This is a genomic window from Fulvimarina fulva (assembly GCF_039652615.1).
GTDB lineage: Bacteria > Pseudomonadota > Alphaproteobacteria > Rhizobiales > Rhizobiaceae > Fulvimarina.
Genome location: NZ_JBDJAC010000006.1, coordinates 1 through 26,345 on the forward strand (window position 1 = coordinate 1; position 26,345 = coordinate 26,345).

Annotated in this window: 22 protein-coding genes and 1 pseudogene; 13 read left to right on the forward strand and 10 right to left on the reverse strand. The window is 62.6% G+C overall.

Translation table 11 applies throughout. The features are described from left to right. Positions 1-200 precede the first annotated feature (200 nt). From ABDX79_RS09860 to ABDX79_RS09870, 3 genes are read left to right on the forward strand one after another with little or no spacing between them, the layout of a single operon-like run. Positions 201-872, forward strand: a complete 672-nt coding sequence (locus ABDX79_RS09860) for a response regulator transcription factor (RefSeq protein WP_346220124.1) — start codon at positions 201-203, stop codon at positions 870-872. Further along, positions 865-2,304, forward strand: a complete 1,440-nt coding sequence (locus ABDX79_RS09865; RefSeq protein WP_346220125.1) for a sensor histidine kinase — start codon at positions 865-867, stop codon at positions 2,302-2,304. Before ABDX79_RS09860 ends, ABDX79_RS09865 begins: the two co-directional genes overlap by 8 nt. Next, a complete protein-coding gene (locus tag ABDX79_RS09870) occupies positions 2,301-3,401 on the forward strand; it encodes an ABC transporter substrate-binding protein (protein ID WP_346220126.1) in 1,101 nt (366 codons plus the stop codon). Before ABDX79_RS09865 ends, ABDX79_RS09870 begins: the two co-directional genes overlap by 4 nt. 64 nt (positions 3,402-3,465) lie before the next feature. Here ABDX79_RS09870 and ABDX79_RS09875 read toward each other — a convergent pair whose 3' ends face one another. Next, positions 3,466-4,506, reverse strand: coding sequence for a LacI family DNA-binding transcriptional regulator (locus tag ABDX79_RS09875; protein ID WP_346220127.1), 1,041 nt, complete (start codon positions 4,504-4,506; stop codon positions 3,466-3,468). 202 nt (positions 4,507-4,708) lie between these two features. Here ABDX79_RS09875 and ABDX79_RS09880 point away from each other — a divergent pair, with 202 nt between their 5' ends. The 8 genes from ABDX79_RS09880 to ABDX79_RS09915 all read left to right on the forward strand — a co-directional run bounded on the left by ABDX79_RS09880 (position 4,709) and on the right by ABDX79_RS09915 (position 14,423). After that, positions 4,709-5,494: a ThuA domain-containing protein gene (locus tag ABDX79_RS09880; RefSeq protein WP_346220128.1), complete on the forward strand. Its 786-nt coding sequence runs from the start codon at positions 4,709-4,711 to the stop codon at positions 5,492-5,494. Next, on the forward strand, positions 5,491-6,615 hold the full coding sequence (locus ABDX79_RS09885) for a Gfo/Idh/MocA family protein (RefSeq protein WP_346220129.1): 1,125 nt from the start codon (positions 5,491-5,493) through the stop codon (positions 6,613-6,615). Before ABDX79_RS09880 ends, ABDX79_RS09885 begins: the two co-directional genes overlap by 4 nt. A 229-nt stretch (positions 6,616-6,844) precedes the next feature. After that, positions 6,845-8,110: an ABC transporter substrate-binding protein gene (locus tag ABDX79_RS09890; protein WP_346220130.1), complete on the forward strand. Its 1,266-nt coding sequence runs from the start codon at positions 6,845-6,847 to the stop codon at positions 8,108-8,110. A gap of 271 nt (positions 8,111-8,381) precedes the next feature. Next, positions 8,382-9,380 carry a carbohydrate ABC transporter permease gene (locus ABDX79_RS09895; RefSeq protein ID WP_346220131.1) on the forward strand — a complete coding sequence of 333 codons (999 nt, stop codon included), beginning with the start codon at positions 8,382-8,384 and terminating at the stop codon, positions 9,378-9,380. 1 nt (position 9,381) lies between these two features. Then, positions 9,382-10,209, forward strand: a complete 828-nt coding sequence (locus ABDX79_RS09900; RefSeq protein WP_346220132.1) for a carbohydrate ABC transporter permease — start codon at positions 9,382-9,384, stop codon at positions 10,207-10,209. Positions 10,210-10,245: 36 nt separating this feature from the next. Further along, the gene (locus ABDX79_RS09905) at positions 10,246-11,922 is read left to right on the forward strand and encodes an alpha-glucosidase family protein (protein ID WP_346220133.1); all 1,677 of its coding nucleotides are present in this window, start codon (positions 10,246-10,248) and stop codon (positions 11,920-11,922) included. 36 nt (positions 11,923-11,958) lie between these two features. Next, entirely contained in the window at positions 11,959-13,050 is a 1,092-nt protein-coding gene (locus ABDX79_RS09910; protein WP_346220134.1) for an ABC transporter ATP-binding protein, read from the forward strand. A 314-nt stretch (positions 13,051-13,364) separates the two neighbouring features. Further along, entirely contained in the window at positions 13,365-14,423 is a 1,059-nt protein-coding gene (locus ABDX79_RS09915) for a fatty acid desaturase (RefSeq protein WP_346220135.1), read from the forward strand. 3 nt (positions 14,424-14,426) lie between these two features. Here ABDX79_RS09915 and ABDX79_RS09920 read toward each other — a convergent pair whose 3' ends face one another. The 6 genes and pseudogenes from ABDX79_RS09920 to ABDX79_RS09945 form a co-directional block, all read right to left on the reverse strand. Further along, complete coding sequence (locus ABDX79_RS09920; protein ID WP_346220136.1) at positions 14,427-15,689, reverse strand: Hsp70 family protein; 1,263 nt, start codon at positions 15,687-15,689, stop codon at positions 14,427-14,429. 575 nt (positions 15,690-16,264) lie between these two features. Beyond that, on the reverse strand, positions 16,265-16,828 hold the full coding sequence (locus ABDX79_RS09925; RefSeq protein WP_346220137.1) for a DUF992 domain-containing protein: 564 nt from the start codon (positions 16,826-16,828) through the stop codon (positions 16,265-16,267). A 232-nt stretch (positions 16,829-17,060) separates the two neighbouring features. Further along, positions 17,061-18,350: a PQQ-dependent sugar dehydrogenase gene (locus tag ABDX79_RS09930; protein ID WP_346220138.1), complete on the reverse strand. Its 1,290-nt coding sequence runs from the start codon at positions 18,348-18,350 to the stop codon at positions 17,061-17,063. A 131-nt stretch (positions 18,351-18,481) separates the two neighbouring features. Beyond that, positions 18,482-18,706: pseudogene (locus ABDX79_RS09935) on the reverse strand (transposase); the annotation flags it as partial. 147 nt (positions 18,707-18,853) lie between these two features. Continuing rightward, entirely contained in the window at positions 18,854-19,879 is a 1,026-nt protein-coding gene (locus tag ABDX79_RS09940) for a PDR/VanB family oxidoreductase (protein ID WP_346220139.1), read from the reverse strand. Further along, complete coding sequence (locus ABDX79_RS09945; protein ID WP_346220140.1) at positions 19,879-20,964, reverse strand: oxygenase MpaB family protein; 1,086 nt, start codon at positions 20,962-20,964, stop codon at positions 19,879-19,881. The genes ABDX79_RS09940 and ABDX79_RS09945 overlap by 1 nt, the downstream gene beginning before the upstream one ends. A gap of 588 nt (positions 20,965-21,552) precedes the next feature. On the opposite strand from ABDX79_RS09945, the gene ABDX79_RS09950 reads away from it, so the two are divergent. Both ABDX79_RS09950 and ABDX79_RS09955 read left to right on the forward strand, forming a co-directional pair. Further along, a complete protein-coding gene (locus ABDX79_RS09950) occupies positions 21,553-21,978 on the forward strand; it encodes an organic hydroperoxide resistance protein (RefSeq protein WP_346220141.1) in 426 nt (141 codons plus the stop codon). Next, positions 21,975-22,469 carry a MarR family winged helix-turn-helix transcriptional regulator gene (locus ABDX79_RS09955; protein WP_346220142.1) on the forward strand — a complete coding sequence of 165 codons (495 nt, stop codon included), beginning with the start codon at positions 21,975-21,977 and terminating at the stop codon, positions 22,467-22,469. The genes ABDX79_RS09950 and ABDX79_RS09955 overlap by 4 nt, the downstream gene beginning before the upstream one ends. A 286-nt stretch (positions 22,470-22,755) precedes the next feature. Here ABDX79_RS09955 and ABDX79_RS09960 read toward each other — a convergent pair whose 3' ends face one another. The 3 genes from ABDX79_RS09960 to ABDX79_RS09970 all read right to left on the reverse strand — a co-directional run bounded on the left by ABDX79_RS09960 (position 22,756) and on the right by ABDX79_RS09970 (position 26,308). Then, positions 22,756-23,829, reverse strand: coding sequence for an HlyD family secretion protein (locus tag ABDX79_RS09960; RefSeq protein ID WP_346220312.1), 1,074 nt, complete (start codon positions 23,827-23,829; stop codon positions 22,756-22,758). Positions 23,830-24,083: 254 nt separating this feature from the next. Beyond that, positions 24,084-25,748 carry an MFS transporter gene (locus tag ABDX79_RS09965; protein ID WP_346220143.1) on the reverse strand — a complete coding sequence of 555 codons (1,665 nt, stop codon included), beginning with the start codon at positions 25,746-25,748 and terminating at the stop codon, positions 24,084-24,086. Further along, positions 25,745-26,308: a TetR/AcrR family transcriptional regulator gene (locus ABDX79_RS09970; RefSeq protein WP_346220144.1), complete on the reverse strand. Its 564-nt coding sequence runs from the start codon at positions 26,306-26,308 to the stop codon at positions 25,745-25,747. Before ABDX79_RS09970 ends, ABDX79_RS09965 begins: the two co-directional genes overlap by 4 nt. Positions 26,309-26,345 lie beyond the last annotated feature (37 nt).

Consider the following 26,345-nt stretch of genomic DNA (forward strand, 5'->3'; position numbering starts at 1 on the left):
GGCCGAAAAAGCCACGCTTCACCTTAAAAAAGGTGCGACACCGCGGGCATCGATGCCCTGCCAACGTCCTGACGGAAAATCCTCACTCCCATTGACATGGCTAACCCCCGCAGCTGACAACGGTCTGACGGCTCGCTGACACCAAACTGACATGGGAGGAAAAGTCTGCCCGTCATGAAGCGCCAGGGAAGGGAGGCCCGATGCGCACGCTGATCGTGGAGGATAATCGGGAGCTTGCGGCCGCAATGGTCGAGCGACTGAAAGCCGAGGGCCATGCGGTCGACCACGAGCGGGACGGCGGGGAGGCCGAGGCGCTTCTGCGCCATGCGAGTTTCGATCTCGTGATCCTCGACATCAATGTGCCCTCGCGCAATGGCTACGAAATCCTGCGCTCGATGCGCTTGCGCGGCGACCGCACGCCTGTTCTCGTGCTGACGGCTCGCTCCGAGATCGAGGATCGCGTGATCGGTCTCGATGTCGGCGCGGACGACTTCATGGTCAAGCCCTTCGATTTCCGGGAACTTGCCGCCCGCTGCCGGGCGCTCGTGCGTCGGCGCTCCGGCGAAGCGTCCAATCTCTTCGTGAATGGCGATTTTGCCTTTGATCGCGCCGCCCGCCGGGCCAGTCTTGCCGGGGTCGACCTCGAACTGCGCACGCGCGAGCTCCAGGTGCTCGAGCTGTTTCTCGGCAATCTCGATCGGGTCGTCACGAAGGAGCAGGTGGCGGACGGCATCTACAGCTTCGAGGAGGCCCCGAGCCTCAACGCCGTCGAGCAGATCCTGACCCGCCTGCGCCGCAAGCTGGAGGGCGCGCCAATCGATATCCGCACCATTCGCGGCCTCGGCTATATCGCGAGCATGCGGGATGTTTGATCTCGTCGATGGCTTGTTCCAGCGACGATATTCGCTGCGCCGCCGCCTTCTCGCCGTGTCCTTCGTGGCGTTTTTCGTCCTCATCACCCTTCTTGCTTTTGGCGTCTGGGCCTATGCCCGTACCGCCGCCAACGAAACCTACGATCTGCTTCTGCGGGGTGCGGCGATCTCCATGCTGGAGCGCATCACCGTTGCGCCGAACGGGATCGAGATCGATCTGCCGCCATCGGCCTTTGAAATTCTGGCGCTCAACGAAAGCGACAGGATCTTCTACCGGGTCATCGACGAAAACGGGCGGACCCTGACCGGCGATTCCGACCTGCCGGGTGACTGGATCGCCCATGGCGACCAGCCCCGCCAGGATGCCATGTTCTTCGATCAGGACTATAGCGGAGAGCCGGTCCGGTTCGTGGTCAATGGCCGGGTGCTTCCCGGCGCGGTCGCACCGCAATGGGTCGGTGTGCAGATCGGCCAGACGCGCCGGGCGCGCGATGCGATGCAGAGGGACCTGATGCTGAAGGGCATCGTGCCGCTTGCCGCGCTCTCGCTCGCCGGCATCGTCATCGCCCGCATCGGGATCGGCCTTGCCATGCGGCCACTGGCCGGGATCGAACGGGATATCCGTGACCGTCAGCCCCTCGACCTCGAGCCCCTGCGCGCCGAGCCGCCCCGCGAAATCGAGGGACTGATCGCCGCGATCAACGGTTTCATGCGCCGCCTCGGTCAGTCGCGCAAACAGGCCGAAACCTTCATCGCCGATGTCGCCCACCAGACGCGCACCTCGCTGGCCATGCTGCAGACCCATCTCGATGCGGCCGACCGTGGGGATCAGGTCGATACCGCACAGCTTCGGCGAGCCCGCGAACAGGCCGGGCGGACGGTGCGCATGACCAACCAGCTTCTCAGCCATGCCATGGTGATCCATCGCAGCGACCGGGAGATGTTCGCGCCCGTCGACTTGCGCGAGGTGATCCTGCGCCTTCTCGAAGAGAGCGTGCGAGACAAGGGCAACGGGGTGGAGGACATCGAATTCGGCGTCGATCTGCCGGACGACCGGCAGCCGGCGGTGATCGCGGGCGACGCCGTCGCCATTCGCGAAGCCCTGCGCAATCTGATCGACAATGCGATCCGTCACGGATCGAAGGACAACGAGATCACCATCGGCCTGACACCCGTGAGTGGAGACGATGGCGCGATCGAGGCCTATGAGATCTCGGTGGAGGATCGCGGACCGGGCGTGCCGGACGAAGACAAGCTGCGGGTTCTCGAACGGTTCTATTCGACCGGTTCGGGCTCCGGCATCGGCCTGTCCATCGTCGTAGCGGTGGCTGAAAGCCATGGCGGCCATTTCGAGCTGCAGGACGCAGAGCCGTGCGGGCTGCGATGCGTCATGCGCCTGTCGGTCGCGCCCACGGAAAGGGATCGGTCATGACGAAGCTTCGGGTCGCCGTCCTCAGTGTTGTCGCCGCCGTCTTCGGCCTCGCCATCGCACATATGGCGTTTCGGCCGCAGGCCGTGGCGCAGGAGCGGACCGTGCTCGAAATCTGGAGCGCGACGGATCGGGAGGCGATCGAACCGGTCATCCAACGCTTCGAGGCGCTCAATCCTTCGATCGACATCGACTACACCGAGTTCAACACGGCCGAACTCTACAAGGCCGTCCTCGATGCCGACCACTTGCCCGATCTCGTGATGTCGTCCTCCATGGATCTTCAGGTCGATCTCGTGAACGCCGGCTATGCAGCGCCTGTGGACGATGTTCCCGAGACACCGGGCTGGTCGCGCTGGCGCGACGAGCTTTTCGGCTTCACCAGAGAGCCCGTGGCGCTCGTCTATGATCGCGAGGCCTTCGCGGGACGCGACCTGCCGGTCTCCCGCTCCGACCTAGCCGGCATGCTGCGCGACGATCCCGCATTCTTCGAAGGGCGGGTCGGGACATACGATGTCACGGTTTCGGGCGTCGGCTACATGTTCGCGACCCAGGACGCCCAGCGCGGCTATCAGGCCTCGCGGCTCGTGGAATCTCTCGGTCGCGCCCATGCGCGATTGTATTGCTGCACGGGCGAGATGATCGACGACATCGCGTCCGGCGATCTCGTCCTCGCCTATAATGTGATCGGGTCCTACGCGAACCGCATGGTTGCGGACAATCCGCGCCTTTCCCTTCTGCTCCTTCGCGATTACGCGCTGGTCTTCACCCGCTCTGTCTTCGTGACGCGCTCGGCCGACCACCCCAGCGAGGCCAAGAGCTTCGTGCGATTTCTTCTTTCGCCCGAAGGGCAATCGACGCTGAGAGACGAGAGCTCGCTCGATCCCGTCGGCAGCGAGGATCCGGTCGAGACGGGCGTTCTCGCCAGTCAGCTTTCGGGCGGCGCCGCGCTCCTGCCGATCCGCCTCAGGCCCGATCTCCTGACCTGGCTCGACGACCGCAAGAAGCAACGGTTCCTGAAGGACTGGAAGGCCTCCATGACGGGGGTCGAACCGGGGGACGGGAAGGACATTCGTTCGCAAGTGTCCGAAAGGCCGTGAGGCTTGCCGCAGGTGCCATGGCGCGCGTAGCCTGAGTGGTGCCTGAGCCCTTCGTCTCCCGGCATCAATCGAGCTGGCGGACGGAGCCGCGTTCGACGAGCTCCGTCTCCCAGACTTCGGAATAGTTTGCCGGAAGGACACCCTGGATGCGATCGTGCAGGATTTCCGCGATGCGTCGTCCGGCCGCCCTGATCGAGGAGGTCGTCGTCGTCAGCGAAGGAACCGTCATGATCGGGGGGAGGGCGGCGACCTGATCGTCATGGGCGATGATCGATACGTCTTTCGGCACGTCCAGCCCCCGTTCCCGCAAGGCAGCGACGGCGCCGAGCGCGAGGAGTATGGAGGAGCACAGTAGCGCCGTCGGCCGCTCCGACGTCTGCGAACCCGTGCTCGTCTCGCTGCGCGCGAGACAGTCGAGCATGATTTCGCGTCCGACTTCGAAGGTCATGTCGCCGGATGCGGCGAGAATCAGGCGGGCGTCCGTCGTGCCGGCGATCGCCTTTTCGACCCCGTCCCGCCGATCGATCGCATAGGTCTGGTGTTCGTCGCCATTGAGAAGCCCGATCCGACGATGGCCGCGCGACAGGAGATATTCGGCTGCCGTCTGGAAGGCGGCTCGGTTGTTGATCGAGAGCGAGGGCACCACCGTGCCGTGAAGTGGACGGCCATGGATGACCATCGGAAAGTCGAGCGCGGCAAGCGCGGCGGTCCGCTCGTTCTCCATCAGCGGCGAGAAGAGAATGAGGCCGTCGACCGTGCCGCTGGCAATGAGCTTTTCACAGCCTTCGCGCTCATGCCCTTCCTTGACCTGGGTAAAGACGAGGTTGAGCCCGTCCTCGGCCAGTTTTTCCGACACGCCGGTGAGAAAATCCGTGACGATCGGGCTTGCCAGGGTCTGGCGCGAGAGCGGGGCGACGACGCCGAAGGCGTTGGCGCGGCCTGTCGCCAGCCGCTTGGCCACGGCATTGGGCCGATAGTTCAACCGTTCGGCCGCCTCGCGAACCCGCCGGCGTGTTTCGAGGCCCACCTCCGGGTAGCCGTTCAGCGCCCGGCTGACGGTCGTGAGCGACAGTCCGAGCTCGCTGGCGATGTCCTTCAGTCCCATCCGTTCCCTCCCGCCTCCCGACGATGTCGGCATCGTGCCTCCCACCCGTGATCCCGGGCTCCGAAAATCGCACCATCGACATCAGCACGTCAATCAAAGCGCTTAAATTTCCTTTCAAAGCGCTTTGACAAACGGGATGAGCTGATGCACGATGAGCATGGGAGAGCCGAAAAGGCCAGAAATCGGGAGGAGGATACAAGCGATGGCAATTCGTACCGTCGTGTGGAACGAATTTATCCACGAGCAGAACAACGCCACCGTTCAGGAGGTCTATCCGGACGGCATCCACAACGAGATCGCGCGGGCTTTGTCGGTGGACGAGACGATCGATGTCTCGACGGCGACCCTTCAGGAGGACGAGCACGGCCTATCGCAATCGCGCCTCGATGAGATCGACGTTCTCCTTTGGTGGGGTCACAAGGCCCATGGCGAGGTGTCCGACGCGGTTGTCGACCGGATCCAGCAGCGCGTTGCCGAGGGCATGGGGCTGATCATCCTCCATTCCGGCCATTTCTCGAAGATCTTCAAGCGGATGATGGGAACACCGTGCTCGCTGCGCTGGCGCGAGGCCGGTGAGCGCGAGCGGCTCTGGGTCATCAATCCCTCGCACCCGATCACGCAAGGCATCGGCCCGTCGATCGAGCTTCCCCATTCGGAAATGTATGGCGAGCCCTTCCTGGTTCCCGAGCCGTTGGAGACCCTGTTCGTCTCCTGGTACGAGGGCGGAGAGGTGTTCCGCTCGGGGCTGACCTATCAGCGCGGCGCCGGACGTATCTTCTATTTCGCGCCGGGGCACGAGACCTATCCGATCTACAAGGACGAAAGCGTCGCGCAGGTCCTGCGCAACGCGGTCCGCTGGGCCTATAACCCGGCAAAACCCTGGAAGGATGTCTCCAAGGCTCCGAACGTGCCTTACGACAAGGCACCGGAAAAGCTGGAGCCGAAGGGCGCGGCCCTGCACAAGGCGGGCGAGGCAGGTTACCGATGAGCGCGAGCGATACGCACAAGGACCGGCTCATCATCCTCGGCACGGGCGGCATCGCGGCCCGCCATGCCGAAAAATTCGGCGAGATCGACAGTATCGAGATCGTCGCGGCGGTCGACATGAATGGCGAGCGCGCGGCGGCCTTTGCCGAGGTTCATGGCATTGCCCGCAGTTTCGCAAGCCTTGGCGAGGCGATCGCCTGGGGCGAATTCGATGCGGCGGTGAACTCGACGCCCGATGCCGTCCACATGGCGACGACGCTCGAGCTTCTGGCGGCAAAGAAGCACGTTTTCTGCGAAAAACCCCTTGCGCCCACCTATGAGGACGCGATGGTGATGACGGCGGCGGCGGAAAAGGCCGGCGTCATCAACATGGTCAACCTCACCTATCGCAACGCCCACGCCATCCAGAGGGCGCGCCTGATGGTCGAGGCCGGCGAGATCGGCTCGGTTCGGCATGTGGATGCCAACTATCTGCAAAGCTGGCTGACGGGAACGCATTGGGGCGATTGGCGCACCGAGGAGCGCTGGCTCTGGCGCCTTTCGGGTGCCCATGGCTCGAAAGGCGTTCTCGGCGATATCGGCATTCACCTTCTCGACTTCGTCACCTTCGGATCGGGTCTCGAAATCGCCGCGCTACAGGCGCGGATGAAGACATTCGACAAGGCAGAAGGCGGGGCGATCGGTGCGTACAAGCTGGACGTCAACGATTCCGTCGCGATGACCGTGGAGCTTGCGAACGGCGCGATCGGCGTCGTCCACATGTCGCGCTATGCGACGGGCAATTTCAACGATCTGCATCTCACGATCTACGGCGACCGCGGCGCCCTGCGCGTCTGGGCCAATCAGTTCGATTCGACCCTCGATGCCTGCCTCGGCGACAACATTCACAAAGCGACATGGGAGCGTATGGAGTGCGAGCCGACGCCGCGCAACGAACAGCGCTTTGCCGATGCTCTGCGCGCGGGTGTGACGGGAGAGCCGAGCTTCCGGCGCGCGGCCGAGGTTCAGAAGACGCTCGATCTCTGTTTCGTCTCCGATGCCGAGAAGCGGATGATCGAGACGGGTCTTGGCACCGATGTCCCGGTGGAGGCCCATGACATCGAGCAGCGCCGGGCATCTTGACGAGCGGTCCGGCCCTGAGGGGATGCTCCGACTGCGCGTAATCTGCAATCGGAGGGCTTGGAATGTCGGCGAACGGCGCTTGATAGTGTAGGATCTGGCCAGTCGTCGAAAGCGTGAAACGCCTTTCGACCAGATGCGAAAGGAATGTTTCGGGATCGAAGATCAATCGGGGTCGGTTGCGGCGGAGGAGATGTTCGCACCGATCTCTCAAACGGGAGGAAACGATAAGATGCGACTTTCAGCACTCGCACTGGGACTGGGACTCAGCACCATGCTGGCCGCCCAACCGGCCTTTGCGGTCGAGCTCTCCGTCGCGCTCGGCTCCATCGGCAAGGATGTCGAGGAGATGCGCAACCAGCTTTCCAAGTTCACGGAAGAGACCGGCCACACGGTGAAGATCGTCGAGATGCCGGCCTCGACCACCGACCAGTTCGGCCAGTATCGTCTGTGGCTCGCCGCGCAGAACGCCGATATCGACGTCTACCGGACCGATGTGATCTGGGCCCCGCAGCTCGCGGCCAATCTCGTCGATCTTTCCGAGGCGATGGCCGACCGCGTCGACCAGCATCTTCCCTCGGTGATCCAGTCCCAGACGGTCGACGGCAAGCTCGTCGCCTTCCCGATGTATACGGACGCGCCGGCGCTCTATTACCGCACGGACCTTCTGGAAAAATATGGCATGGAGGTGCCGAAGACCTGGAAAGAGCTTGAGGCGACCGCCAAGGAAATCCAGGACGCCGAGCGCGAGGCCGGCAATACCCAGATGAACGGCTTCGTCTTCCAGGGCGCGCCCTATGAGGGCCTCACCTGCGACGGGCTCGAATGGGTCGCCTCCCATGGCGGTGGGACGATCGTCGACCAGAACGGCGAAATCACCATCAACAACGAGAAGGCCGCCGACGCTCTGGAACAGGCCAAGGGCTGGATCGGCACGATCGCTCCGCAAGGCGTTCTCTCCTACAAGGAAGAGGAGTCACGTGGCGTCTGGCAGACCGGCAACGCCGTCTTCATGCGCAACTGGCCCTATGCCTATCCGCTGGGCAATGGCGATGATTCCGCCGTGAAGGGCAAGTTCGACGTCGCGCCGCTTCCCGCTGGCGAAGGCGGCGAGTCCGCTGCCTGCCTCGGCGGCTGGAACCTGGCCGTCTCGCAATATTCCGAACACCAGGACGCCGCGATCGAACTCGTGAAATTCCTCACCTCGGAGCAGTCGCAGAGGGAACGCGCGCTTTCGACCGCGCGGCTGCCGACGATCCCGAGCCTCTACGACGACCCGGAAATCGCCAAGGCGCAGCCGATCGTCGCCGAATGGGACACGGTCGTGGAAAGCGCGGTACCGCGTCCCTCCGCACCCACCAAGGGGCAATACAACGAGGTCTCGAAGGAATTCTGGACCGCCGTCAACGAGACGCTTTCGGGACGCGGCGATGCCGCCGGCAATCTCGACCAGCTGGAAAAGCGCCTTCGCCGCTTGAAGCGTAGCGGCTGGGAATAAGACCGGCGGACCCTTGAAACCAACGGTTTCTGAGGGTCGCCGGCAGCCCGAGCGGCGTCTGAGCCGTTCACCGGACGAGAAACGAACCAAGGTCGATTCATGTGTCCGGCGGCAGGATGAGGCCTCGTAACGGGCCATCGCGAGCGGCGCGGTATCGCGCCGCTCGCGGCAGGACAACTCACAAGGTCTAAGCGCTCGGAGAAGCGCGGCCTTCGCGGCTGTCTCAAGGGAATGCATTTCGCGTTCGGGAGTGCGCGTTCGGGAGGATGACATGGCGAATGTTTCGATGGGAGCCCCGCCGACCAAGAAGGCGATCGAGGCGGAGGAGCGACCTGCGGCGCGCTCCAATCTCTCGCGCGAGCGGCTGAGATCAGCCTGGCTCTTCCTGACGCCGATGCTGCTCGTTCTCGTCCTCGTCGCCGGCTGGCCGCTTCTTCAGACGATCTATTATTCCTTCACCAATGCGAGCCTTTCCAATATCGAAGGAGCCGAATGGGTCGGCTTCCGCAATTATTGGGAATATGTCGACTATGGCGACGGGGAGGGCGAATATTTCGGCCTCTTCTTCGACAGCCAGTGGTGGAACGCCGTCTGGAACACCGTTTACTACACCGCGATCTCGGTTTCGATCGAGACGGTGCTCGGCCTCGCCTTCGCTCTCGTCCTCAACGCCGAATTCAAGGGCCGTAGCCTGGTGCGTGCCGCCGTCCTCATCCCTTGGGCGATCCCGACCATCGTCTCGGCCAAGATGTGGGGCTGGATGATGAACGACCAGTTCGGCATTCTCAACGACATGCTGATGACGGTCGGTATCATCTCCTCGCCGGTCGCATGGACGGCCGATCCCGACACGGCGATGTGGGCGGTGATCATCGTCGACGTCTGGAAGACGACGCCCTTCATGGCGCTCCTCATCCTCGCCGGCCTGCAGATGGTGCCGGGCGATGTCTACGAGGCCGCCAGGATCGACGGCATCAACCCGGTCAAGGTGTTCTGGAGGGTGACGCTGCCGCTGATCCGGCCGGCCATCCTCGTCGCGGTCATCTTCCGCGCCCTCGATGCCCTGCGCATCTTCGATCTCATCTATGTGCTGACGCCCAACAACACCGATACCAAGACGATGTCGGTCTTTGCCCAGGAGAACCTCTTCCAGTTCGACAAGTTCGCCTATGGCTCGGCGGCCTCGACATTCCTGTTCCTGGTGATCGCGATGATCACGCTCCTTTATATCAAGGTCGCCAAGCTCGATCTCGGCGGGAAAGGGCGCTGACATGGAAGCCATCGCAAAACGGGTGGGCTTTTATGCCCTCGTCGTCTTCATCGTCGTCTTCTCGATCTTTCCGTTCTACTACGCGATCCTGACGAGCTTCGAATCCGGTACGGCCCTGTTCGACGTGAACTATTTGCCGACCCAATTCTCCCTCGCCAATTATCGCGACGTTCTGACGAACGGCGTCTTTCCGCTGAACATTCTCAACTCCGTCATCGTCGCGGTGACGGTGGTGGTCATCTCGCTCTTCCTGGCGGTGACGGCGGCCTATGCGCTTTCGCGCATCCATTTTCGCGGCCGGGGGCTCCTGCTTCTGACGATCCTCGCGGTCTCGATGTTTCCGCAGATCGCCGTGCTGGCGGGTCTCTTCGAGATGATCCGCTCGGTCGGCCTCTACAACACGCTCTTCTCGCTGATCTTCGCCTATATGATCTTTACCCTGCCCTTCACGGTCTGGGTGCTGACCACCTTCATGCGGGACCTTCCGGTGGAGATCGAGGAAGCGGCGATCGTCGATGGCGCCTCGCCCGTCGTCATCGTCACCAAGGTGTTCCTGCCACTGATGTGGCCGGCCATGGTGACGACGGGGCTCCTCGCCTTCATCGCGGCCTGGAACGAGTTTCTCTTCGCGCTGACCTTCGTGTCGAACAACGACACGCGCACCGTGCCGGTCGCGATCGCGCTTCTTTCGGGCGCTTCCGAGCAGGAGATCCCGTGGGGCACGATCATGGCGGCCTCGGTCATCGTCACCGTGCCTTTGATCGTTCTCGTCCTCATCTTCCAGCGCAAGATCGTATCCGGCCTGACCGCCGGCGGCGTGAAGGGCTGATCTTCAATCCGCAATCCAGCGAGGTCGTTCGAACCCGTGCTTGATCAGGCTCACAACACCCAGCTCTCTGCGACAGGCCAGCTGATCCGGGACCCGGACTGGTGGCGCGGCGCGGTGATCTACCAGATCTATCCGCGCTCGTTTCAGGACTCGAACGGCGATGGTGTCGGCGATCTCGCCGGCATCACCCGGCGGCTGGACCATGTCGCCTCGCTCGGCGTCGATGCGGTCTGGCTGTCGCCGTTCTTTACCTCGCCCATGAAGGATTTCGGCTATGACGTCGCGAATTATCGCGATGTCGATCCGATCTTCGGCACGCTCGCCGATTTCGACGCCCTCCTCGAACGGGCTCACGCGCTGGGGCTGAAGGTGATCATCGATCAGGTGATCTCCCATTCCTCCGACAAGCACCCCTGGTTCGAGGAAAGCCGGCAGAGCCGCGACAACCCCAAAGCCGACTGGTATGTCTGGGCCGATCCGAAGGAGGACGGCACGCCGCCCAACAACTGGCTGTCTGTCTTTTCGGGGCCGGCCTGGCGCTGGAATTCGCGGCGGCGGCAATACTACCTCCACAACTTCCTGATCGAGCAGCCGGACCTGAACTTCCATAATCCCGACGTTCGCTCAGCGCTCCTCGGCGAGATGCGTTTCTGGCTGGAGCGCGGCGTCGACGGGTTCCGGCTCGATACGGCGAACTTCTACTTCCACGATGCCGAACTGAAGGACAATCCGCCGCTTCCCGAGGAGATGCGCTCGGAAGTCTATACGCCGCGTTCCGACGCCTACAATTACCAGCACCATGTCCACGACCGGAACCGGCCGGAAAACCTCGATTTCCTGACGGAGATGCGAAGCGTTCTCGACGAATACGGCGCGGTCGCCGTCGGCGAGATCGGCGAGCGGACGACGGGCATCGAACTGATGGGGGAGTACACCTCCGGCGGCGACAAGCTGCAGATGTGCTACGCCTTCGAATTCCTGTCCGGCGGCATCCCAGCCCCGGAAACCATTCGAAACGTGATCGAGCGGTTCGAGAACGCCGGACCCGACGGCTGGGCCTGCTGGGCCTTTTCCAACCATGATGTCGTGCGCCATGCCTCGCGCTGGGCGGACGGGGCAGCCGATCCGGAGCAGGTTCTGAAACTTGCGGCCGCGATCCTGATGACCCTGCGCGGCTCGGTCTGCATCTATCAGGGCGAGGAGCTCGGGCTGACCGAGGCCGAAATCCCCTACGACCAGATGGTCGACCCGTCGGGCATCGCGCTCTGGCCGGACGTGAAGACCCGCGACGGCTGCCGCACCCCCATGGTCTGGGTCTCCGACAACCGGAATGGCGGCTTTTCCGATGGCGATCCCTGGCTGCCGGTTCCGGGCGAACATCTCGCGCTCGGTGTTGCCGCCGCCGAAGACGATCCGGATTCGCTTCTCGCCTTCTATCGGCGGCTGATCGCATACCGGAAATCCTCGCCTTCGCTGGTCACCGGCACGCTCACTTTCCTCGACGCCGAGCCCGGCATTCTCGCAATGCTCCGCGAAGGGGAGGGGGAACGCTCGCTCTGCGTCTTCAATCTGGGCGATACGCCGGCGAGCTTTACGGTGCCGGAGGGGATGGCCGTCACGGAGCAGACCTTCGACCTTCTCGGTGGCTTGCTCGACGGCGACAGGGTCCGGCTTGCCGCCCATGACGGCTTCATCGCCCGCGTTACGCGCTAACAGAGAAAACGAAAGATCGACGGGAGGAAGTTCAGCATGGCCAGCGTCAAGCTCACCAAGGTCGAGAAGGCCTTCGGCGCAGTGAAGGTCCTGCACGGTATCGATCTTCAGATCGAGGAAGGCGAATTCATTGTGTTCGTCGGACCGTCGGGTTGTGGCAAGTCGACCCTGTTACGTCTCATCGCGGGGCTGGAGGACATCACCGGCGGCACGCTCGAGATCGACGGCAAGACCGTCAACGACAAGAGCCCCAAGGAACGGGGCATCGCCATGGTGTTCCAGTCCTACGCGCTCTATCCGCATATGACGGTCTACGAGAACATGGCTTTCGGCCTGAAGCTCGATAAGGGGACGACCAAGGACGAGCGGTACAAGCGCATCCGCGAGGCTGCGCGCATCCTTCAGATCGAGGATTATCTCGACCGCCTGCCCAAGGCGCTGTCCGGCGGCCAGCGACAGCGTGTCGCGATCGGCCGGGCTATCACCCGCAACCCGAAGGTCTTCCTCTTCGACGAACCGCTCTCCAACCTCGATGCGGCGCTGCGCGTCCAGACCCGGATCGAGATCGCCGGCCTGCACGAGAAGATGCCGGACACGACGATGATCTATGTGACGCACGACCAGGTCGAGGCGATGACGCTCGCCGACAAGATCGTTGTCCTCAACAAGGGCCATGTGGAACAGGTGGGCTCGCCGATCGACCTCTACGACAGGCCCGACAATCTTTTCGTCGCACGCTTCATCGGCTCGCCTGCCATGAACATCATGCCGGCGAAGATCGGCTCGGAGGGCGAGCGCGCCCAGGCGACGATTGAGGGGCTTGCGCCGCTCACGCTGCCCGCGCCCCGCAAGGTGACGGCGGGCGAAAGGGGCTATCTCGGGGTCCGCCCGGAAGATCTGTCCATCGCAGAGGAAGGCGAGGCGGATTTCGAGGGCAAGGTGTCGCTCGTCGAGCGCCTTGGCGAAGTGACGCTTCTCTATGTCGATATCGGCGCCAGCGAAGAGCCGCTGGTGGCCAAGCTTCCCGGCAGCGTTCCGGTCAAGCGCGACGAGACGGTTGCGCTGAAAGCCCGCCGCAAGGCGCTGCATGTGTTCGACGAGAACGGCGACGCGATCCATCCATCGTAAGGAGAACCAACGCGCCGACGAAGGCTTCGATCACGCTCTTGCGCGCAAAGGCGGATACCGCCCCTGCCGGGCGCGGCGTTTGTGATCCGGTCCTTGGAACGGGATCGACTTCGGCTCATTTCACCTCTAAGGCGAAAAGCGGCGGCATGATCGACGCCTGCAAAGGGTCTTCGAGCGTTCCGCCCGAAACGTCAGACGCGAAACATGAAACGTCATTCGCGCTGATCGCAGGACCGGCCAGCTTCACGATCACAACGATAGTCCGCGATCGGTTGCGTGCCGAGGGCATGCGGCATGAGAATTAGGTTCGTCCAATGACGTCATCGACCGCCGCAAGCAGCAGTCCCGCCGCCACCAGGCATTGGATCAAGATCCTCGCGAACTATCGCACGCCCGACCGGGTTCGAAGCATCGCCGAACTCGCGATCACGCTCCTGCCTTTCGCACTCCTCTGGGCGCTTTGCAGCGTTGCGATCCATTACGGCCTCTGGTGGGGCCTTTTGTTGATCGTGCCAGCGGCGGGGTTTTTGCTGCGCCTCTTCATCATCCAGCACGACTGCGGTCATGGCGCGTTCTTTGGCCATCGCCGGGCCGACGACTGGACGGGGCGTGTGATCGGCGTTCTCACCCTGACCCCCTATGACTACTGGCGTCGGTGCCATGCCCATCACCACGCGACGACCGGAAATCTCGCCCAGCGCGGGCTCGGAGACATTCTGACCCTGACGGTCGACGAATATCTCGGCCGGAGCCGCTGGGGCCGACTTCGATATCGAATTTATCGCAATCCGATCGTCCTGTTCGGCTTTGGTCCGGCCTGGCTGTTCTTCTTCGAGCAGCGGTTGCCGATCGGGCTGATGCGCGCAGGTCCCGGCCCATGGCTTTCGGCCGTTCTGACCAATCTCGGCATCGTGGTCCTGTCGCTCCTGTTGATCTGGCTGGTCGGGCTCGTCCCGTTCCTCCTCATCCACCTGCCGATCGTCATGATCGCCGCCAGCCTCGGGGTCTGGCTGTTCTATGTCCAGCATCAGTTCGAAGAGACCTGCTGGATGGATGGCGCGGACTGGGAATTTCAGGAGGCGGCGCTCCATGGCTCGTCACACTACGTCCTGCCGAAAATCCTGCGCTGGTTCAGCGGTAACATCGGCGTTCACCATGTCCACCACCTCTCCAGCAAGGTGCCCTATTACCGCCTGCCGGAGGTTTTGAGGGACCACCCGGATCTCGCCGATATCGGCCGCATCACGATCCCGGAAAGTTTCAGCACCGTCCGGCTGACCTTGTGGAGCGCCGATCGTCGCAAACTGATCTCGTTCAAGGACGCGCTCGCCGGCAGGGAAGGCGGTCAGCGGGAGCCGTCACTCGTCGGATAGCCGTCAGCGAAAGCGGCGGGCCGCATCCAGCGCGAGGCCGAGGCCTACGGAGCCGAAGGCATCGGAGCGCGTCACCTCCGCATGGGGGAAGGGAGCAAGGGCCGCCCGGCGCACCGCCGGAACCTCCGCGCCGCCGCCGGTCAGGATCACGGTCTCGACGGCTGACGCCTCTGCTCCCGCACCGGCAAGCACGCTTTCGATGGACGTGGTGATCCGTAAGGTCAGTTCCTCGGTCACCGTCTCGAAATCCTCTCGCTTGACCGGGGCGTCCAGCTTCAGGCCCGGCTCCGACATGCGGATCGCGGTTTCCGGCTCGTCGGTGAGGGCGATCTTGGCGCGCTCCACAGCACCGGCAAGCCGGTGGCCGGAGCGATGTTCGAGAACATGGGCGAGACGCTCCAGCTTCTCTGGTTCGGCGGCCTCGCGCGTCAGTTCGAAGACATCGCGTTTGACCTTCTGCGTGTAGAGCTGGTTCACCCGGTGCCAGGTGGCGAGGTCGTTGAAATACCAGCGCGGCATTTCGCGCTTGCCGTCGCGCGTAAAGGAGCCGAGACCGAGCAGCGGCTGCATGCGCGTGATGTTGAGGAGCCGGTCGAAATCCGTTCCGCCCACATGTACGCCGCCGGTCGCCAGGATATCGTCCCGCCGATCGAGCGAGCGGGCCCGTTCCGGCGATAGCCGCACCAGCGTGAAGTCCGACGTACCACCGCCGATGTCGACGATCAGGGCAAGCCGTTCGGCGGTCAGCTGGCGTTCGGCATAGAGCGCTGCGGCCACCGGCTCGAACTGGAATTCCACATGGGAAAAACCGACGCTGCGCGCCGCACGCGCCAGTTCGTCCTCGGCCCGTTGATCGGCCGCATCGTCCTCGTCGACGAACCGCACCGGTCGCCCGAAGACCACGGGACCCGCCGCCGCACCGGTTTCGGCCTCCAGCCGTTCCCTCAAGCGCTGCAGGAAACATCCGATCAGCGCTTCGAAACTCATGCGCTGGCGCCCGACCGCCGTCGTCTCCTTCATGAGGGAAGAGCCGAGAATGCTCTTGAGCGCGCGCATGAAACGGCCTTCGGCGCCATCCACATATTCGTGGACCGCCGCGCGCCCGTAATAGGTCTTGCCGTCCTCGAGGGAGAAGAACAGCGCCGAGGGCAGGCTGAGATGGTCTCCTTCCAGCACGACGAGCCGGGGGGCGCCATTATCGGAGCCGAGGGCGAGCGTCGAATTGGTGGTGCCGAAATCGAGGCCGGGAAAGATTGGGGCGGACATAAGAACGAGCCTCGGGCAGTGTCGCGACGGACGCACGCCAACCCATGGGTGTTCATGAGAAACGCCGGGCGAAGGGGATGTCACGATCCTTGAAGGGGCGGCCCGTATAGCGGCAAGCGGGAGAGATGGAAAGGGCACTCTTTGCTCGCCTGGCGGTTTTGAGAAAGGCCTCGCCGCGAAGGCTCAGAGCATCAGGCTTATCGCCCGATGCTCTACTGTCAGCCTGGTTCTGATGCTCCCACCAGATTGGTTTCGCATCGGATTTTCCCAAAGCCGGTCGTCGCGGTTCGGTCCGTTGCTTTTAAAATGACGCTGGCGGGCCGCATCCTGAGCATGCGCGTGATGGGACAGGTCCGATACCGTGGGGTGTTTCAAACGCGGCCAAAAACCAGGAAGTGGTTGCGTATCGATTGCGCCGAAGAAAAGCCCGACACGCGCGACCGCGTCTCGGGCTTTTCGATCAGGCTGTCAGGCCCCGCCATCCGGCGTGGCCGGCAAGAGCGCTTCGAGCGCCGAACGAAAGAATTGCCTCTTGGTCAATTCCCGTCCGACGAAGGGCTCAAGGTCCGCCGGTCTTACTTCGGAACGACGGCTTCGCCGTTCGCCGTGCTCTCGACGGCAACCGGCGTCGTCTCCTCGCCTGTGACGACAGGCTGGGCTGCCGTCAGCGTGAACTTCGAAACGCCCACGGCCGCGTTGATGCCTTCCTGCGCGGTTACGCTCACAGGCTGGAGGGAGAAGCTGTCGTTCGATCCGCCGACGAGAACATTCGCGCCGCCACCGACGATGGCCGAAGCGTCTGCTGTCGCGCCGACATAGGTGCCAGCCAGGCTGTTCGGCTGATAGGTCGCGCCATCGACGGTCACGACAGCCCAGGTCATGACGGTGCGCCCGGTTACGCCCACATCGAGCCCGAACGTGTCGAGGGTCGCGCCGTAAAGTTCGGTGGGCTGGTCTCCTCCAGCGGGCGTGAATTCGCAGACGAGATCTTCGCTCGAGCCGATCACGTAGCCCGTCGATCCCTCGCCATGGCAGCCGAGCGTTCCGACTTCGACCGCTGCTGAAGCCGGAGCGATGCTGAGAAATGTGAGGACGGCAGCCGATGCGGCGGTAGCGGCGAGAGTGGTCTTGATGCGCATGGGGAGTCTCCGATGAACTTGATTGTCCTTCGGGCTCGATAAGCGATTGACCCAACCCATTGTTCCACAGCCAAATATCATTCCCGGTCCGGAACGTTTTCGTGCGACGTGGTTCTGCCGTTAAGGCATTATACGAAATCCGTTTGATCGCTTCGCGATGACGGATTTCAAAAATGCTCAAGTGCCCCGCGGGCTGCGATATCATCCCCGGCCTGATCTGCCGGAGATGATATTACGCGGCGGTCACGCGCCAGATGATGTCTCCCACGTCGTCGGCCATGAGCAGCGATCTGCCGTCCGGCCCGACCGCCACGCCGACGGGACGCCCATAGGCGAGTTTCTCGTCATCGGAGAGGAAGCCGGACAGGATATCGCGGGCAGGACCATTCGGCGCGCCGTCCTTGAACGGAACGAAGATCAGCTTGTAGCCGCTGAGCGTCGAGCGATTCCACGATCCGTGCTGGCCGATTACCATGCCCTCGCCGAACCCCGGCAAGGTGCCTGCCGGCATCCAGCAGAGGCCGAGCGAAGCCGTGTGGCCGCCGAGCGCATAATCCGGCTGGATGGCCCGGGCGACAAGGCCCGCATCCTGCGGGACCCGATCATCCACGGTCCGGCCCCAGTAGGAATAGGGCCAGCCGTAGAACCCATCTTCTTTAACAGATGTCAGATAGTCGGGCGGCGTTTCGTCCCCGAGCCCGTCGCGCTCGTTGACGACGGTCCAAAGCTTTTTCGTGACCGGCTCGAAGGCCATGCCGACCGGGTTTCGCAGGCCGGAGGCAAAAATCCGCGCTTTTCCGGTGGCAACATCCAGTTCCCAGATCGCAGCGCGTCCCTCTTCCGCCGCCATGCCCTTGTCGCCGATATTGGAAAGGGATCCGACGCCGGCGTAGATCTTCGCCCGGTCCGGCGAGACGATCAGGCTGCGGGTCCAGTGCCCGTGCGGCTTGAAGTCGACGAGCTTTTCACCATCGCCCTTAAGGCTCGTATCGCCCGGCTGGTAGTCGAAACGCCGAATGCCGTCGGTATTCCCAAGATAGAATTTGTCGCCGACCAGCGCCATGCCGAAGGGCTGGTTCTGGTTTTTGACGAACACCTCGCGGCGCTCGGCGACGCCGTCCCCATCCGCGTCACGCCAGAGGGTGACACGATTGGCGCTTGTCCCGATCGCCTTGACGCGGCGCATCGTCGCCTGCTGGGCGTGGTCCATCAGGCTGCGCGGCGTCTCCGGCTGTTCCTTTGATTCCGCCACGAGGACGTCGCCATTCGGCAGGACCTCGATCCAGCGGGGATGATCGAGCATCGACGCAAAGGCATTGACCTGAAGTCCCGGCGCGCAGGTGGGCAGGCGCCCGTCCTTCCAGCCTTCTGCGGCGGGAAGTTTCAGGGTCATGATTCCTTGCTTTCGCGCTTCCGGAATCTTGGGGGTCAGCCCGACCGCTTGATGTGACGGAGACCCGAAACGCCTGACGAGCGCGACCGCGCCACCCACGACCTCAGTCGCCTTCGCGACAATTCCCATAGCCGACCGCCTTGTCCTGATGAGCATGTATGGAGAGCGCCAGCACCCGTAAGGCATTGGCATCGATATGCGGTTTTCGCCATGACGGGAGGCGGCGTCAAGGCGTCTCAAGCTGCCCCATCGCTCCCGGCCAGCGACCATTTGGCGACCAGCCGCTTCAGCTTCGTGTTCTCCTCCTCGAGTTGCCGCAGCTTCTTCACTTCAGACGGCATCATGCCGCCGTAGCGCTTGCGCCAATTGTAGAAGCTCGCGTCCGAGATCCTGGCCTTCCGGCAGACCTCGGCAAAGGCAGTCCCTTCATCGGCCTGCTTCAAGACGAAGGCGATCTGCGCCTCGGTCAACTTCGACGTCTTCATGGAATTTTCCTCGTCCCGATCACGGGATCATAATTGGAAAATTCCAGCTCAGAACGGTCCGATTTCGGGGTAGCACGTCACCACCACAAGCGATCCCGCCTGTCGTCGATCGACCGCCACGCGGAAACGGGCCGGCTTATGTAGCGGTCAAAGATCGAGAACGATCTTCTTGGTTTTCGACCGGCTGACGCAGATCATCATCCGTCCGCCATGGGCACGTGCTTCGTCATTGTACCATTGATCGCGGTGCGCCGGCATTCCCTCAAGGACCGAAACCTCGCAGGTTCCGCACACGCCCTCCTCGCAGGAAGTGGGTAGATCGGGGACGATCTCTTTCACATGGTCCAGGATCGTCTCATGCGATGCCACGGTGAAGCTCCGCCCACTGGCGCGGCATTCGACCTCGAAAGGCGAAGTCGAACTGATCCGCTCCGCGGTTTCGCCCTGACAGACGGGGAGAGGATGCTCCATGGTGACTTCCGTGCTCTGGTCGTCGAAATCCTCCATGTAGAACCGGGCCCCCTCTCGCTTCGAGACAATGGCCTCGGCCTCGTTCATGAAGCCGGTGGGGCCGCACGCATAGACGGCGTCCAGATTGTCTTTCTGCGCGAAAAGCTCTGCAAGCGACTGGCGGCCGGTTTCGCCGCTGACATAGACGTTCAGTTCGGCATTTGCCTTGTCTGCCAAAGCCCGCATCTCGTCGATGAAGGGCATCTGATCTCTCGTCCTGACGAAATAATGGCATTTCCACGCAGTGTCGCTGCCATCGAGTTCGCGGAGCATCGAGAGGATCGGCGTCACGCCGATACCGGCTGCCAGGAAGGTATAGTGTGACGCTTGCCTGATCGGAAACCGGTTGATCGCCGGATAGATGTCGACGTCGGTGCCCACATGGAAATGGTCGCGAATGGACAAGGAGGCCGACCCCGGATCTTCGAGGATCTTGACCGCGATCCGGTACTTCTTCTGATAATCGCCATCCACCAGCGAATAGGATCGCAATCCGCAGCCGGGAACCTCAACGTCGATATGCGCTCCGGGCGTCCAGGAGGGCAGATATTCGGCGCTGAACTCGATCTGCAGGATGTCCTCGGCGATCTCGTCGCGCCTTGTTATCTTTGCCGAAATCCGGGTGAGCGACATATCTCTGCTGGACGCTGTCATGTCAGACATCAGTTCGCCCTCTTCATGAGCGCGCGGGCTGACGAAATCAGCTCATGAGCATCGGGGCCCCAGAAGAGATCGATCGCGCGCCGCTCGACATCGGGCGACTCCTGCCGGGCGCGAATTTCCGGCTGCGCCGTCTTCAAATTCTCGGCCATTTCGGCTCTTTTCGCGTCGTCCCAGCCAGCACCCCAAATCTGCAGATAGATCGGATACGAAGCGATGACGAGGTTCGTCGGCTTGTTGAAGAACTCGTCCAGAACATCAACGGCCATTTTCTGGGTCGGGTGCCAGTTCTTCTGAATCTGTTGCTGAGCGAGTGCGGAGAAGTCCTTGCCCGAGTCCGGCATGATGTACATCGTGTCGGTCTTCTTGAACAATTCCTGATATTTGCCGAAAAGCGCCTCGACATCCGCCATCGTCTGGGGAATTTCCGCTTCCGGCGCTCCGACAAGACGCAGATAGGCCGCCGATTCCGCGACATACTGGTCGCGTTCATCGTCCGGCAGCGGCTGCGGAGGGGAATCGCCATGCCAGGCGAAATGTTCGTACGTCCAGAGCATCCCCATCATCTCGGTAAGCCCAGCCCACATGACGTCACGGGGGCCATCGGCGTGATATTCGCCCAGTTCGGGTTGCCCGACATCGATAAGCCCGCCCTGCACATGGTCATGAAGCGCATGGAGATGCGCCCACATGGTTTCGGCGGTGCGCGTATCACCAAACCACATCGGCGCATGAAGGCCCGAATTGCGCTGAAAGCGGTTGAAGGAATCGAACGCGGTCAATGTGCCGGCGCGAACCTGGGTCGCAAGCGGATCGGCATCGCGGACACCGGCGACCACCGGCTTGTACATCAGCTGCATACTGAATTGAGCCGGTGTCTGGTAGATGATGGTGGCGGGATGCAAAAGAACCTTCCACACGACACTGGAAGGGCCGAACAGGCCATAGTCCGGCGTGCCGTCTTCATGGTTGCGCCGACCGGCCGCAACCGGCACCCCCAGCCGCCGCCATCGGGACGGACTTCCCATCAGTTTTTCGACGGAAAGGGCGAACTCTTCCGACGAACGCTTCGCAACTTGTTCGGACATCTCGAAATTCCTTTGACCAAATGATCGACAGATCGATCGCTCGCGGGTCCGTGAGCCTGCGATGAAGCGTGGCTCGAGCGATTTTGCCCAGCCGAAGGCATCGTCGTGTCATGACAGCTTCACGGGATTCGGTATTCCCGAGTGGGAATAAACAGCAGGTAGTGCATGTCTTCAAGCGCGCAAGGGGGAGCAGCACGTCATCGCTTAGAGCAAGGGCCCATTCAGACCCGGAATGCGTCGCAGGATACGAGAGAGACGGGAGTTGGAGTTCCTCTGGTCCCTGTAGACGGTCAGGGACTGCGTTCTACGGCGCACTCGGACCTCGTCCCGGAACCGGCTCCGACGCTACCTTGCACGGTTCCTCCGCTCGCAAGCGCGAACTAGTTAGATATGCGCATCAGGTTTCCCGGAACCGTTCTGGTTCTGGGGTCTCTGCCTGCCAGGGGCCGTCGGGTTCGGGAGAAGGGGAGGTCAGAGCTCTTTGCACAGAAAAAGCCCTTCAAGTACATTGTGCGCAATTAAATTGTACGCAATATAAAATAATCGGCCGGCGATGTCCGTCCGCATTTACAAATTCGGAGCAGAGCTATGAGCACTTTGTATTCTACCCGCGCGACGGCGGTCGGCGGCCGCCACGGCACCGTGAAGACCGAAGACGGTCTTCTTGATCTGTCCCTGGCTGTGCCCAAGGAGATGGGCGGCAAGGGCGGCGCCACGAATCCGGAGCAGCTCTTTGCTGCAGGTTACGCCGCTTGTTTCGAGAACGCGGTGATTCACGTCAGCCGCGAGATGGAGACCAAGGTTCGTGATCGCGATATCGAAGTTACGGCGACGGTCAGCATGAGCTCGAACCAGAGCGGCGGCTTCGGCTTGGAAGTTGCCATGGATGTGGTGATCGCCGACATTGACCAGAGCACCGCGGAAGAGATCGTGGCCGCGGCCCACAAGACCTGCCCGTACTCCAATGCGGTCAAGGGGAACGTGGACGTCCAAATCGAGGTGAGCACGCGATGAGTTCGCAGGCGGCGGATTTCGAAGAAGGTGGTCCGGTCGATGGTGGAGATCGCCTCCGGCTGGAGCGCCAGACATGCTTCCGTCTTTACGCCGCCTCCAACCTCGTGACGCGACTTTACAGGCCCCATCTGGACAAGATGGGGCTTACCTATCCCCAATATCTTGTCATGCTGGTTTTGTGGGAAGAGACGCAGCAATCGGTCAGCCAGCTCGGCGAACGGCTTTATCTCGACAGCGGCACACTGACGCCGTTGCTGAAGCGGCTGGAAGCCTCGGGCTTTGTCGAGCGTCGACGCGATCCAGCCGACGAGAGGCGGGTTCTTATAAGCCTGACCGAGCGCGGACGCGGATTACGGGCCGAGGCCGATCGGATGGTGACGAATTTGGCAGAGGCGACTTGCGCCAGCGCCTCGGAGCTGGAGCGCTTCGATGCCCAGCTTGATCATTACATCAATGCTCTGTTCCGGCGGACGGTAGCGCCAAACCTTTGATCTGAAGCACGACTTCGCGCTTGAAGTCGTTTTGGAACTTCGGTCTCGAATTGGGCTCGTGTTCTCGGAGCGTAGCGTGGACTTGCCTCGAGAATGTGGAGAGGTCTTCTGAAGGAAAGAGGAGCTTTTCATGGGCAATTCATACCGCCGGACGAATGAACTGACCCGCTGGGTCAATCCACGCCCGGCAAACGGCTCAAACGCCGCTCGGGCTGCCGACGACCCATGAAACCGATGGTTTCAAAGGTCCGCCGGTATCAATCCGGACTTTCGCAAGGGGCGCCAGCTATGAGTCGAGCCACTCCTGAATTGCCGCCGGGAGTTGGAAGCGGGACAACCAGCCGGTTTCTTCCGGCGCCAGATTGCTGGTGTCGACACGCGTCTCGACGGAAAGTCCGGGGCGCAGGCGCTCCAATTCGGGCTGGTCGGGGTCGATCGCGATCCGGACGGGAACACGCTGGACCACTTTGGTGAAATTGCCACTGGCATTGTCGGCTCTTAAGACGCTGAACTCGGAGCCCGTGGCGGGAGCGAGTTCGAGGACCGTGCCGGTGAAGTGCCGCCCGCCGAGAGCGTCCACGGCGAACGAGGCCTTCTGCCCCGCGGCAACGTAATGGGTCTGCGTTTCCTTGAAATTCGCCACCACCCAGAGCGTGTCGGGCACGAGAAACATCAATTGAGAGCCGGCAGAGACATATTGCCCCGGCCGCACCGTCGCTTCCCCGATCTGGCCGTCACGGGGCGCGCGGACGACGGTGTTCGACAGATTGATCTCCGCCAGGTGCACCTGGGCCTCGGCCGTGCGGACCGCCGCCGCCAGCCCCTTCTTCGAGACCTCGGTGGCGCGAAGTGTCTCCTTGGCGATGTCGATGGAGGCCTCGGCCCGCCTGACCCCGGCCTCGGCGGAGCGTAAGGCCGCCTCGATCTCGCCGGCTTCGGCGCGCGTATTCAAGCCCTTCCTTGCCAAGGCATCGGATCGCTTGCGGGTTGCCTGCGCTTGTTCGAGTGCGGCCTTTGCCTGAAACAGATCGGCCTCGCGCGCTTCGATCTCGGCCCGGTTCTGCGCCATCGTCTGTTCGGCGTTCGCGAGTTGGGCCTGTGCCTGCTCGCGTCCCGCCTCTGCTTGCTCGAGCTGCTGGCGATAGATGCGATCGTCGATCTCGACGAGCGGTTCTCCCGCTTTCACCTTTTGGTAGTCGTTCACCAGAACATCGGTGACATAGCCGTTCACCTGGGGCGCGAGAACCGTGATCTGGCCGCGCACATAACTGTTGTCCGTCCTGACGACCGCCGTGGCGAAAGGGGGGAGCCGCCAAGCGTAGAGGATGACGGAGACGCCGACGAGCGCGACGACCATCATGATGAGAACCGTGGACAGCTTCGGATAGATCTTCTTCGGTGGCGCTGAATCCTCCGGCGCGGGCGCTGGCGAGGAAGCCGGCGGCGTGCCGTCGGCCGTCTTCGGCTGTCCGGTGCGGGCCTCTATCGGCGCGGCATCCGTCGCGAGCGTGTTCGGGTCTTCACCTGGTGTGAGGTTCCGGTCGCCTTCCGCCTCGGCGTTTCTGTCGTCGAAATGGTTGGCGTCGGGGTTTCTGCTCATGGCGTCCATGACGATTATTGCGCTCCCTGCGTGGCGGGCGTCGCTCGAGCCGCGGTCATGGCTTTCCAGCTTGCAACCAGCGGCTGGAGAAGCGACCAGGCGAGAAAAGCCAGTGCTATGAGTGTGTTGAGGACGACGACGTCGTTATAGGCGCGGACATTGGCTTCTCGGGTCGCGGTCTTGGAGAGAAGCGCGATCCCTTGCGCCTGACGCAGCACCGGGTCCGTGACGACACGGCCGTAGATTTGTCCCTGGAGCTGCAAACGTTGGGCGACGACTGGATCCGTCGGATCGACATCGGCGACGATCTGCGCGGAGTATTCGTGCTGGCGATACTGCTGGAAGGTCCCGAAGAGGGCCGGCCCCATCAGACCTCCAACGCTCTGTGATATCGAGAAGAGGACGATGAAGGTGACGATGTAGTCGGCGCCCCTCGTCATCAGAACAGGCATGATGGACTTGATCAGCAGCGGGCCCAGGAACATCCCGGCCGCACAGGACACGAAGAACTGGCTGAGGAAAAGGTCATGCGGACGGGTCTGGCTTGTCGCGGCCTGATCCATGCTGCTGCCAACGATGATCAGAACCACGGAGGCGATCACCAGGAATGTCAGCCGCTTCGGATCGATCAACCAGGCTGCCAGCCCGGTGCCGACGGCCGTTCCCAGCATGATCACCAGATAGAGCGGCTGAAGCTGGTCCGGCCCCATGCCGAGCGTGCGCAACAGGCCCGTGGCCGCATAGGTCTGTTCGGAAAGAAGAAGGCGGATTCCGAGCGCGCCCAGGAGAAAGCGAAAGACCTCCGCCGTGCCGAGCCAGCGGATCTGAATGAGAGGCGTCTCGCGCTGATGTTCGATGAAACCGGCGATCAGAAACAGGAGCAGTGCGGCGATCAGCGCATAGGCCATCCACGGATGGTCGGGCCACCATTGGATACGCACCTGAGCGAGGACCGCGGCGACGAGAGCCACCGCAGGCGCGATCAATAAGAAAGTGAGAAGGTCGAGCGGCTCGAACACGCGGATCTGTATGCCGGGCGGAAGCTTCAGCACGACGACGGCCGCCATGGTGCAGAGCGCCATCCCGAGTTCGAACAGATAGAGCCCGCGCCAGTCCCCGATGTCGAGAAGCGCGGGCGAGATCATCCAGGCGAGGGGGCCGGCGAATTGCGCAAGCGCGATCCCGATGCAAAGCCCCGACCCGAGCTTCGCCTTCGGAAAGGCCTGGAGGATGTAGTAGAGTCCGAGTGAGGTCATCGGCGCTGCGGCAAAGCCGCTGACCGCGCGGGCGAAGAGCGCTGTGGAGTAGTCGTCGGCAAGCACGTGCAGAAACGTCACCAGCACATAGGCCAAGATTCCCCATTCGGCGAACCGGCGGATGCCGAACTGCTGACGAAACTTGAACAGGAGAAGGTTGGAGGTGACGTTCACCATCACATAAGCGGCGGGCAACCACACACCCTGCGACGGCGTCAGTCCCAGTTGTCCCTGGATCTGAGGCAGGTTCGCGGCGACGAGCGCATTGCTCAGGCCGCCCGTGACGCCGACCAGAACGCCCACCGCGGCATAGGCGGCGCGGACATGCGGACGGTGATAGACCGAAGCAGGCGAGCCGGGCAGCATCGGCCGCTCTTCAGGGGTCCAGTTCGGCGGTGTGGCAACGTAGACGGGCTGTTTCATCGACTGGCCGCCCGTGGCTTCAGCCCCTCGATCAGCAGATCAAGAGCGCGGACCCCAAGTCTCGCCTGCTCGCCGGGTGTGCGCCCGCGCAGCGCAGCGCCAAGCATGTTGATCAGCAGCGAGATGTCGTCAGGCGTGATGTCGGAGCGGCAGTGTCCAGCGCTCACCGCCCTGTCGAGATGCGGCTTCAGGATGTCCTGAATGCGTTGGCGGGCTCGGCTGATCTCCGGATTGTCCCGATCGATGACGCGCCAGTAATCAACCAGGGAAGCCCGGGCGCTGATCCTCTGGGAATGGAAGCGCAGAAGTTCGAAGAACGCATCTGCCCCATCTCCAAGCGCGTTGGCCTTATCCTCCATTTCGTCGAGCGAGCGGTCCAGCAAGGCCACAAGCAGGCAGTGCCGATCGGGGAAGTTTCGATAGAGCGTTGCACGCCCGACGCCGGCCCGTTTGCAGACGAGGTCGAGCGGCGCGGTGACCCCGTGCTCTGCAAAGACGGTATCGGCCGCCGTCAATATGTCGGCCCGGTTCTGGGCGGCATCGGTGCGAAGTTTCAACATGATCGATCCGGACAAATGTGTCCGCCTAAAGTGGACA

Excerpts from the sequence above, each read along its gene's own strand:
- ABDX79_RS09865 (WP_346220125.1), top strand. The coding sequence starts at position 865 with ATGTTTGATCTCGTCGATGGCTTGTTCCAGCGACGATATTCGCTGCGC.
- ABDX79_RS09885 (WP_346220129.1), top strand. The coding sequence starts at position 5,491 with ATGAGCGCGAGCGATACGCACAAGGACCGGCTCATCATCCTCGGCACG.
- ABDX79_RS09875 (WP_346220127.1), bottom strand. The coding sequence starts at position 4,506 with ATGGGACTGAAGGACATCGCCAGCGAGCTCGGACTGTCGCTCACGACC.
- ABDX79_RS09945 (WP_346220140.1), bottom strand. The coding sequence starts at position 20,964 with ATGTCCGAACAAGTTGCGAAGCGTTCGTCGGAAGAGTTCGCCCTTTCC.
- ABDX79_RS09965 (WP_346220143.1), bottom strand. The coding sequence starts at position 25,748 with ATGAAACAGCCCGTCTACGTTGCCACACCGCCGAACTGGACCCCTGAA.
- ABDX79_RS09960 (WP_346220312.1), bottom strand. The coding sequence starts at position 23,829 with ATGATGGTCGTCGCGCTCGTCGGCGTCTCCGTCATCCTCTACGCTTGG.
- ABDX79_RS09880 (WP_346220128.1), top strand. The coding sequence starts at position 4,709 with ATGGCAATTCGTACCGTCGTGTGGAACGAATTTATCCACGAGCAGAAC.
- ABDX79_RS09950 (WP_346220141.1), top strand. The coding sequence starts at position 21,553 with ATGAGCACTTTGTATTCTACCCGCGCGACGGCGGTCGGCGGCCGCCAC.
- ABDX79_RS09940 (WP_346220139.1), bottom strand. The coding sequence starts at position 19,879 with ATGTCTGACATGACAGCGTCCAGCAGAGATATGTCGCTCACCCGGATT.
- ABDX79_RS09910 (WP_346220134.1), top strand. The coding sequence starts at position 11,959 with ATGGCCAGCGTCAAGCTCACCAAGGTCGAGAAGGCCTTCGGCGCAGTG.
- ABDX79_RS09900 (WP_346220132.1), top strand. The coding sequence starts at position 9,382 with ATGGAAGCCATCGCAAAACGGGTGGGCTTTTATGCCCTCGTCGTCTTC.
- ABDX79_RS09970 (WP_346220144.1), bottom strand. The coding sequence starts at position 26,308 with ATGTTGAAACTTCGCACCGATGCCGCCCAGAACCGGGCCGACATATTG.
- ABDX79_RS09860 (WP_346220124.1), top strand. The coding sequence starts at position 201 with ATGCGCACGCTGATCGTGGAGGATAATCGGGAGCTTGCGGCCGCAATG.
- ABDX79_RS09870 (WP_346220126.1), top strand. The coding sequence starts at position 2,301 with ATGACGAAGCTTCGGGTCGCCGTCCTCAGTGTTGTCGCCGCCGTCTTC.
- ABDX79_RS09890 (WP_346220130.1), top strand. The coding sequence starts at position 6,845 with ATGCGACTTTCAGCACTCGCACTGGGACTGGGACTCAGCACCATGCTG.
- ABDX79_RS09895 (WP_346220131.1), top strand. The coding sequence starts at position 8,382 with ATGGCGAATGTTTCGATGGGAGCCCCGCCGACCAAGAAGGCGATCGAG.
- ABDX79_RS09915 (WP_346220135.1), top strand. The coding sequence starts at position 13,365 with ATGACGTCATCGACCGCCGCAAGCAGCAGTCCCGCCGCCACCAGGCAT.
- ABDX79_RS09920 (WP_346220136.1), bottom strand. The coding sequence starts at position 15,689 with ATGTCCGCCCCAATCTTTCCCGGCCTCGATTTCGGCACCACCAATTCG.
- ABDX79_RS09955 (WP_346220142.1), top strand. The coding sequence starts at position 21,975 with ATGAGTTCGCAGGCGGCGGATTTCGAAGAAGGTGGTCCGGTCGATGGT.
- ABDX79_RS09930 (WP_346220138.1), bottom strand. The coding sequence starts at position 18,350 with ATGGGAATTGTCGCGAAGGCGACTGAGGTCGTGGGTGGCGCGGTCGCG.
- ABDX79_RS09925 (WP_346220137.1), bottom strand. The coding sequence starts at position 16,828 with ATGCGCATCAAGACCACTCTCGCCGCTACCGCCGCATCGGCTGCCGTC.